At 59.7% G+C, this 7035-nt stretch carries 6 protein-coding genes and 1 pseudogene; 3 read left to right on the forward strand and 4 right to left on the reverse strand.

Annotation, left to right across the window (positions count from 1 at the left end):
* Positions 1–119 precede the first annotated feature (119 nt).
* Entirely contained in the window at positions 120–1193 is a 1074-nt protein-coding gene (locus IDM28_RS03965; protein ID WP_150570963.1) for an AI-2E family transporter, read from the reverse strand.
* 17 nt (positions 1194–1210) lie between these two features.
* Positions 1211–2266, reverse strand: coding sequence for a DUF2066 domain-containing protein (locus tag IDM28_RS03970; RefSeq protein ID WP_188035403.1), 1056 nt, complete (start codon positions 2264–2266; stop codon positions 1211–1213).
* Between the two features lie 336 nt (positions 2267–2602).
* On the opposite strand from IDM28_RS03970, the gene purM reads away from it, so the two are divergent.
* Genes purM through IDM28_RS03985 form a run of 3 tightly spaced genes read left to right on the forward strand, consistent with a single transcriptional unit; the run spans position 2603 to position 5030 of the window.
* Positions 2603–3661, forward strand: coding sequence for a phosphoribosylformylglycinamidine cyclo-ligase (gene purM, locus IDM28_RS03975; RefSeq protein ID WP_101321742.1), 1059 nt, complete (start codon positions 2603–2605; stop codon positions 3659–3661).
* Positions 3661–4311, forward strand: a complete 651-nt coding sequence (purN, locus tag IDM28_RS03980) for a phosphoribosylglycinamide formyltransferase (protein ID WP_101321743.1) — start codon at positions 3661–3663, stop codon at positions 4309–4311. Before purM ends, purN begins: the two co-directional genes overlap by 1 nt.
* Before the next feature lie 8 nt (positions 4312–4319).
* Positions 4320–5030 (forward strand): DUF3108 domain-containing protein, encoded by a 711-nt coding sequence (locus tag IDM28_RS03985; protein ID WP_101321744.1) that lies wholly within the window; start codon positions 4320–4322, stop codon positions 5028–5030.
* Between the two features lie 97 nt (positions 5031–5127).
* Here IDM28_RS03985 and IDM28_RS03990 read toward each other — a convergent pair whose 3' ends face one another.
* Entirely contained in the window at positions 5128–6333 is a 1206-nt protein-coding gene (locus IDM28_RS03990; RefSeq protein WP_188035404.1) for a DUF6708 domain-containing protein, read from the reverse strand.
* A pseudogene (locus IDM28_RS03995) lies at positions 6333–7035 on the reverse strand (hypothetical protein); the annotation flags it as partial. The pseudogene IDM28_RS03995 and the gene IDM28_RS03990, both read right to left, overlap by 1 nt.

Genomic DNA, 7035 nt, shown 5'->3' on the forward strand with positions numbered 1-7035 from the left:
GGAAAGTCTGCAAAGTCTATACCTGCAGCGCGGGCGGCACAATCAGGGCCGGCGAGAGGGCAAGTAAAATCAAGGGCTTGCACCGAAGCGGGGCTGTACTCGCAGCCCCCTCCCCCGCGTTAAAGCTGAGGGTCTTCTTCGCCGCCGTACAGGTCCGACTCCTTGTACATCTCGTGGGCATGGCGCAGCAGCACCATGATCACCGCGGCTACCGGCAAGGCCAGCAGGACACCGGTGAAGCCAAACAGCTCACCGCCGGCGAGGATGGCAAAGATAACCGCCACCGGGTGCAGGCCAATCCGGTCGCCTACCAGCAGCGGAGTCAGGACCATGCCCTCAAGCGCTTGGCCGATCATGAACACAGCAACGATACCCAGCATCGGATAGAGATCACCGCCGAACTGGAACAGCCCGGCAATCAACGCCGCGCCAATGCCGATGATGAAGCCCATATAAGGCACGATCGCAGCAAGGCCGGCCAGCAGGCCGATTAACAAGCCAAGCTCCAGGCCGACCAGCATCAGGCCACTGGCATAGATCACCCCCAGCGCCAGCATCACCAGCAACTGCCCACGAACAAATGCACCAAGCACTTCGTGGCATTCACCTGCCAGCTCGACGATCTGTTCCTCGCGCTGACGCGGCAGCAGGCTGCGCACTTTGGCCATCATCAGGTCCCAGTCACGCAGCAGGTAAAAGCCCACTACCGGGATCAGCACCAGGTTCGCCAGCCATGCAAGAAGGGCCAGGCTCGACGCCGTGGCCTGACTCAATACCGCACTGACAATGTCGGTGGTCTGGCCCATATGCTCGCTGATGGCGGCCTTGATCTTGTCGAACTTCCAGAAACCATCGGCCAGGCCCAGGCGGCTTTGCACCCACGGCAGTGCCACATGCTGCAGCCAGTCGAGCATCTGCGGCGTCAGCTCGTACAGGCGTACCAGCTGCTTGGCCAGCATCGGGATCAGCACTAGCAGCAAAGCCATGAAGATCAGCGTGAACAAGGCGAAAACCACCACTACACCCCAGGTGCGAGACAGACCCGCCCGCTCCAGGCGGTCGACCAACGGGTCAGCCAGATACGCCAGAAGGATGCCGACCAGAAACGGCGACAAGATGTTGTGCAGGCTATACAGCAGTACCGCCACTACCAGGGCCACGCCCAGCCATACCCAGCGACGCTGATCAGTCATCATGTTCATGTTTTCTCTTACCAGGCAAAGCGCAAGCCATCGAAAGGTTTCGCTGCCGGAGCTTGCGCAGCCCCGGCTGGTTCATTTGTAACAGGGGCTGCAGGTGCGGCGGCGGCCGGTTCGGCTGGCAGTTCACGGAGTTTGGCCAGGCCCAGCTGGGCGCGCAGTTGCTCGCGGTTGCCGCTGACCTGATAGGTCAGCTTGTCGCCATCGGCCAGTTGCAGGCGCGGACCGTAGGGTTCGAGCACGCGGCTGAGCTCTGCATAACGTTTGAGGTTCATGCCTTGTACCTGCACCAGCAGCTCGCTGCTGGCACCCGGTCGAGTGACATAGCGCGGCGCCAGACGAGTACTCACCGCCAGCATCACCGCGTCGGCCAAGGCAGCCTGATCAGCGCCTTCGGCATCGCCTTGCTCACGTTGGTCACCCAGCCACAGCTGCCATTTGCCCTGCCACTTGCCGTCGGCTTCACGAGCGTGCACGGCCAACAGCGCATCGGCAGCATAACGCTCGGAAGCTTCGCGCAGCGCGCTCGGATCCTTGCCTCCCAGCTGCTTGGCATTGGCGACCAGTTGCTCCTGCAGGTCGGCCAACGGCAAGCGCAGCGGCAGGCCGCGATGTTGCGCAGCGCGGCGTAGCGGCTCAGCGGCGCTCTGGCCATCGCCGACCAGGCTGCTGCCGTCGACGCTGTCGTTCAACCACCAGCTGAGGATCGACGGCCGATTGCTGCCCCACAAGGCCAGGCCAGCCTGACGCAAGGCACGCTCGGTACTGCCTGCGTCAAACTCGACCAGCACGCTCTCGGGCGGGCCGGCCTCGTTGCCGACCTGATTGATGATCTGTTGCGGGTCCTTGCGCAGCGCGGCCAGGGCTGGCGACTGCGGCGCCTTCGGATCGCCGGTCAGACGCAGGATCAACGTGTCGAGCGCACGTGCTGTGGCCTGGGAGCGTGCCTCGCTGCCCTGGCCGTCGACCGTTTCACGTACTTGATAAAGCCCGGCAACACTTTCGGCCTGGGCCGCACTGGCCAGCAAGGCGAAGCAACCGGCAGCCAGGTAATTGAGAAGACGCATGGAGGATTCCTGTCCAGATGAACGAGGGCGCGGAGCCTGTACCTGCTGGCTGTGACCGCAGCGCCTGTTGATCGCTCCGTCCGCCGGCAATTTTGTCCCCGCGCCATACCTATACCTTATACAGCGACCGGTCAGGCAACCAGTCGCGGCCCATGAAAGGATGTTTTTAAACATTTACCGCCCTGCCCGTCGGCCTGAGGATGGCCGCTGCCCGGCAACCCTGATAAAATCGCGCGCCTTCGCAGACCAGTGACGAACAGGCAGCCGCCGCTGCAACAGCCGGCCTTGGCCGTCGCGGTCGTTTTTCCGTATCCCTACCTCTAAAGGCCTGGATCAATGAGCAAGCAACCCTCCCTGAGCTACAAAGACGCCGGTGTAGACATCGACGCCGGCGAAGCACTGGTCGAACGCATCAAGGGCGTGGCCAAGCGCACCGCACGCCCTGAGGTCATGGGTGGCCTGGGCGGCTTTGGCGCCCTCTGCGAGATCCCGGCCGGCTACAAACAGCCGGTGCTGGTCTCCGGCACCGACGGCGTCGGCACCAAGCTGCGCCTGGCACTGAACCTGAACCGCCACGACAGCATCGGCCAGGACCTGGTCGCCATGTGCGTCAACGACCTGATCGTCTGCGGCGCCGAGCCGCTGTTCTTCCTCGACTACTACGCCACCGGCAAGCTCAACGTTGACGTTGCAGCGACCGTGGTAACCGGTATTGGTGCAGGTTGCGAGCTGGCTGGCTGCTCGCTGGTCGGTGGTGAAACCGCCGAGATGCCTGGCATGTACGAAGGTGAAGACTACGATCTGGCCGGCTTCTGCGTCGGTGTGGTCGAAAAAGCCGAGATCATCGATGGCTCGAAAGTCGCCAGCGGTGACGCCTTGATCGCCCTGCCTTCGTCCGGCCCGCACTCCAACGGCTACTCGCTGATCCGCAAGATCCTCGAAGTCTCCGCGACCGACATCGAGAGCACCCAGCTCGACGGCAAGCCGCTGGCCGACCTGCTGATGGCGCCAACGCGCATCTACGTCAAGCCGCTGCTCAAGCTGATCAAGGACACTGGCGCCGTCAAGGCCATGGCCCACATCACCGGTGGTGGCCTGCTCGACAACATCCCGCGCGTCCTGCCGAAAAACGCCCAGGCGATCATCGACGTGGCCAGCTGGCAGCGTCCGGTAGTGTTCGATTTCCTCCAGGAAAAAGGCAACGTCGACGAGCACGAAATGCACCGCGTCCTGAACTGCGGCGTGGGCATGGTCATCTGCGTTGGTCAGGACCAGGTCGAAAACGCCCTCAACGTGTTGCGTGCAGCCGGTGAGCAGCCATGGGTGATCGGTCAGATCGCCGATGCCGCCGAAGGCGCACCTCAGGTCGACCTGCAGAACCTCAAGGCGCACTGATGCCGGGCAAGACCTGTAATGTTGTGGTGTTGCTGTCGGGTTCCGGCAGCAACCTGCAGGCGCTGCTCGACAGCTGTAAGCCAGACGGTCCGGTGCGCATCTGCGCAGTGATCTCCAACCGCGCCGATGCCTATGGCCTGGAACGGGCCAAAGCGGCCGGCATCGCGACTGCGGTGCTGGAGCATCAGGGTTTCACCGGTCGTGAGGCATTCGATACAGCGCTGATGGCGCTGATCGACGGCTTCACCCCGGACCTGGTGGTGCTTGCCGGTTTCATGCGCATCCTCAGCGGCGGCTTCGTGCGTCACTATCAAGGCCGCCTGCTGAATATCCACCCTTCGTTGCTGCCCAAGTACAAAGGCCTGCATACCCACCAGCGCGCCCTGGAAGCGGGTGATGGCGAGCACGGCTGCAGCGTGCACTTTGTCACCGAGGAACTCGATGGCGGGCCTCTGGTCGTACAGGCAGTGGTTGCGGTGGCAGCAGATGACACCGTGCAAAGCCTGGCAGCCCGGGTTCACCACCAGGAACACCAGATCTACCCGCTGGCGGTGCGCTGGTTCGCCGAAGGACGCTTGCGTCTGGGCGAGCACGGTGCGTTACTGGATGGCCAGCCGCTGGCGGCCAGCGGTCACTTGATTCGTCCCTAGGAGATTTTATGCGTCGCGCCCTGCTGATGGCTCTCGCCGTGCTTGCCCTGCCTCTTCAGGCAGCTGATCTGAAGCCCTTCTCGGCCAGCTACACCGCCGACTGGAAGCAGCTGCCCATGAGCGGCACCGCCGAGCGTAGCCTGGTGAAGAATGCCAACGGGACCTGGAGCCTGAACTTCAAGGCTTCGATGATGATTGCCAGCTTGACCGAGCAAAGTACCGTGAGGGTGGACAAGGATGCGTTGTTGCCGCAGACCTACCACTTCGAACGCGGTGGCCTGGGCAAGGCAAAGAAAGTCGATCTGGACTTTGACTGGGCGAGCAAGAAAGTCACCGGTAGCGACCGTGGTGATGCGGTGAGTCTCCCGTTGAATCGTGGCGTGCTGGACAAGTCTTCGTATCAGCTGGCGCTGCAGCACGACGTAGCGGCGGGCAAGAAGAGCGTGTCGTATCAGGTGGTCGATGGCGATGAGATCGATACCTATGACTTCCGGGTTTTGGGCACTGAGAAGGTGACTACCAAGACTGGGCAGGTCGATGCGATCAAGGTCGAGCGCGTGCGTGATCCTAGCCAGAGCAAGAGGATTACCGAGCTTTGGTTCGCCAAGGATTGGGATTATCTGCTGGTGCAGTTGCGTCAGGTTGAGACTGATGGCAAGGAATACGTGATCGTGCTGCAGGATGGTACGGTTGATGGGCGGTCGGTGAAAGGCAATTGATTTTGTCTTGAGCTGAATCCGCTGTGAAAGGACCCCACTTTGATGTGGGGTTTTTTATGGGTTGAATATGAGTGCGTTTGCGCTGGACCTGGGGGGCTCACCGAGAGTGTCCATCAGAACGATGGAGCTCATCGATGAAAGACTCCTCAGCTGTAGTGCATCGGTTGTCGGCTTTCGCTGGCCTACGGGCAGCGCGTGTTTTTTTCGCCGGCCGCTGGCCCGGGCGGATGGCCCAAAGATGGGCGTTCTCACGCAGGCGTTCCTGGATATGAGGCGGTCTGTCGGCCAAAGTGGTCAGCGGCGGGATGGGTTTTACGGGTAGCCCTGCTTCGCGGATGATTTTTGGCCAGCGCGGTTTCCAGCACAACAGCAGGCTTAGCCAGTGGCTTAGGCCGAGGATGAGGAAGGCGGGCGAGATAAGAACAAGGCCTAACTTGATGATCCGCGAAGAATGACGAAAGTAGTGGGTGAGCCCCTCGAATTGCGGGGTGAATGCCTGCCATGGCCAAGGGAAGTGTGAGGTAATTCGTGGGCGCGGGAGGCCGTCAGGGCCTGACTCCATAAAACGGCGGATGAATTCCCACTCGTCGTGCATTTCAGATGAGTTGTTGCACATCTTGCCGACGAAAGCGAACTCTGGGTGCAAAGTACCGGTTACGCTGACCGGCCAGTGGAGGCTTAATGGAGTACCCATCCCTGCAGCATTGGATTTCATGTTGATCCCGGAATAAATAACACCCTCCCAAGGTAAAGTGACAATACCTCCGCAATAACTTGGCCTATGAAGATGGACCTGCTGAGTCGTGCGATTGAATCTGATTAGCATGTGCCGGGAGGTGAATATTTCGAGGCGGGTAAAGCGCAGGCCGTACTTCAAGTAAAGATACCCTCCTGCTAGCGTAAGAAAGCCTAACGCCATTATTAAAAGTACAGTACTCCAGTGCTGCTCCCCGGTGTTTTCCAATACGGCGTTAATGTGTTGAATGGAAAGTGTGATAAGGATGTAGAAGAAGCCTGAAAGCACCCGTACGACGATAGCCGTCAGAATGGTGAGCAGTCCTCTTTTGGCTTCCCATAGACCGCAGCGAAGCTCCAATACATGATTGCCAAAGGCGAAGACAGGACCTCTTGTCCTAGGTGTAGTGCTTACACTTAATCGGGAAGCGATATGTTCTTCCGTGATATCGCTCTCGTAAGGAGCGTTTCGCGGTTTTTTATTTGGTTGATCACTGGCGCTGTCATTTCTTCTAGTGGCTGGAGTTTCCAACATGCCCTGCCACGACAACCATTCAAGAAAATACATTACAGCACGCCTTGAATGGCGCTGAATAATTCCGAAAGCTCTTCGCCATTATTGCCGAATCTCTTCCCGTCGGTTCGACTGAAGCAACTCTTGACGCACCACTTTTCTAATGCATCATCATCTAAAATCAAAATCAGGACGCTTGCAGCTATCACAACAACCCCACCTATCCAGATCATTCTACCAAATAGGAGAATGGCACCTTGATGAGAGGCTATGCGTGTAGATAGTCCGGTAAGATAATTAAAGAGGTCTGCAACTGATGACGCCTGCCGAGACATCGCCAGCCATCTAAAGTAGGCGCTGGCTTGAGCAAACGCCAACCCACCCTGCCCTGCTAGCATTGTGGAAGTCGCAACCACTCGGGCTATGTATGCGCTGGACAGCAGGTTTCTTCTCGAGTGGGGTAGAAACAGTTTGTTAGTTACCTGTAAAGCATCATCGATATCCCACCAAATACTCACGAGCCCGCCAGCGCTTGCCATAACCGCTCCCCAAAACCGGTAACGTCCCAAGCTGATCCTTGATCCACGCCCAATCGCGGAGCCGTTGCCAAACTCGCCAAACACCTGCTCTGTCCCCACCGCCAACAGCTCCATCCCCGCCGCCGCGCTCGTCAACGCCCCCGCAGCCACCTCGCTCCAGAACCGTCGATCCTTATCTTCTCGCCTGCCTTGCAGCAGCAACAGACTCGCTTCCAGC

The sequence above is a fragment of the Pseudomonas sp. EZ-C24 genome (assembly GCF_014525325.1).
GTDB lineage: Bacteria > Pseudomonadota > Gammaproteobacteria > Pseudomonadales > Pseudomonadaceae > Aquipseudomonas > Aquipseudomonas shirazensis.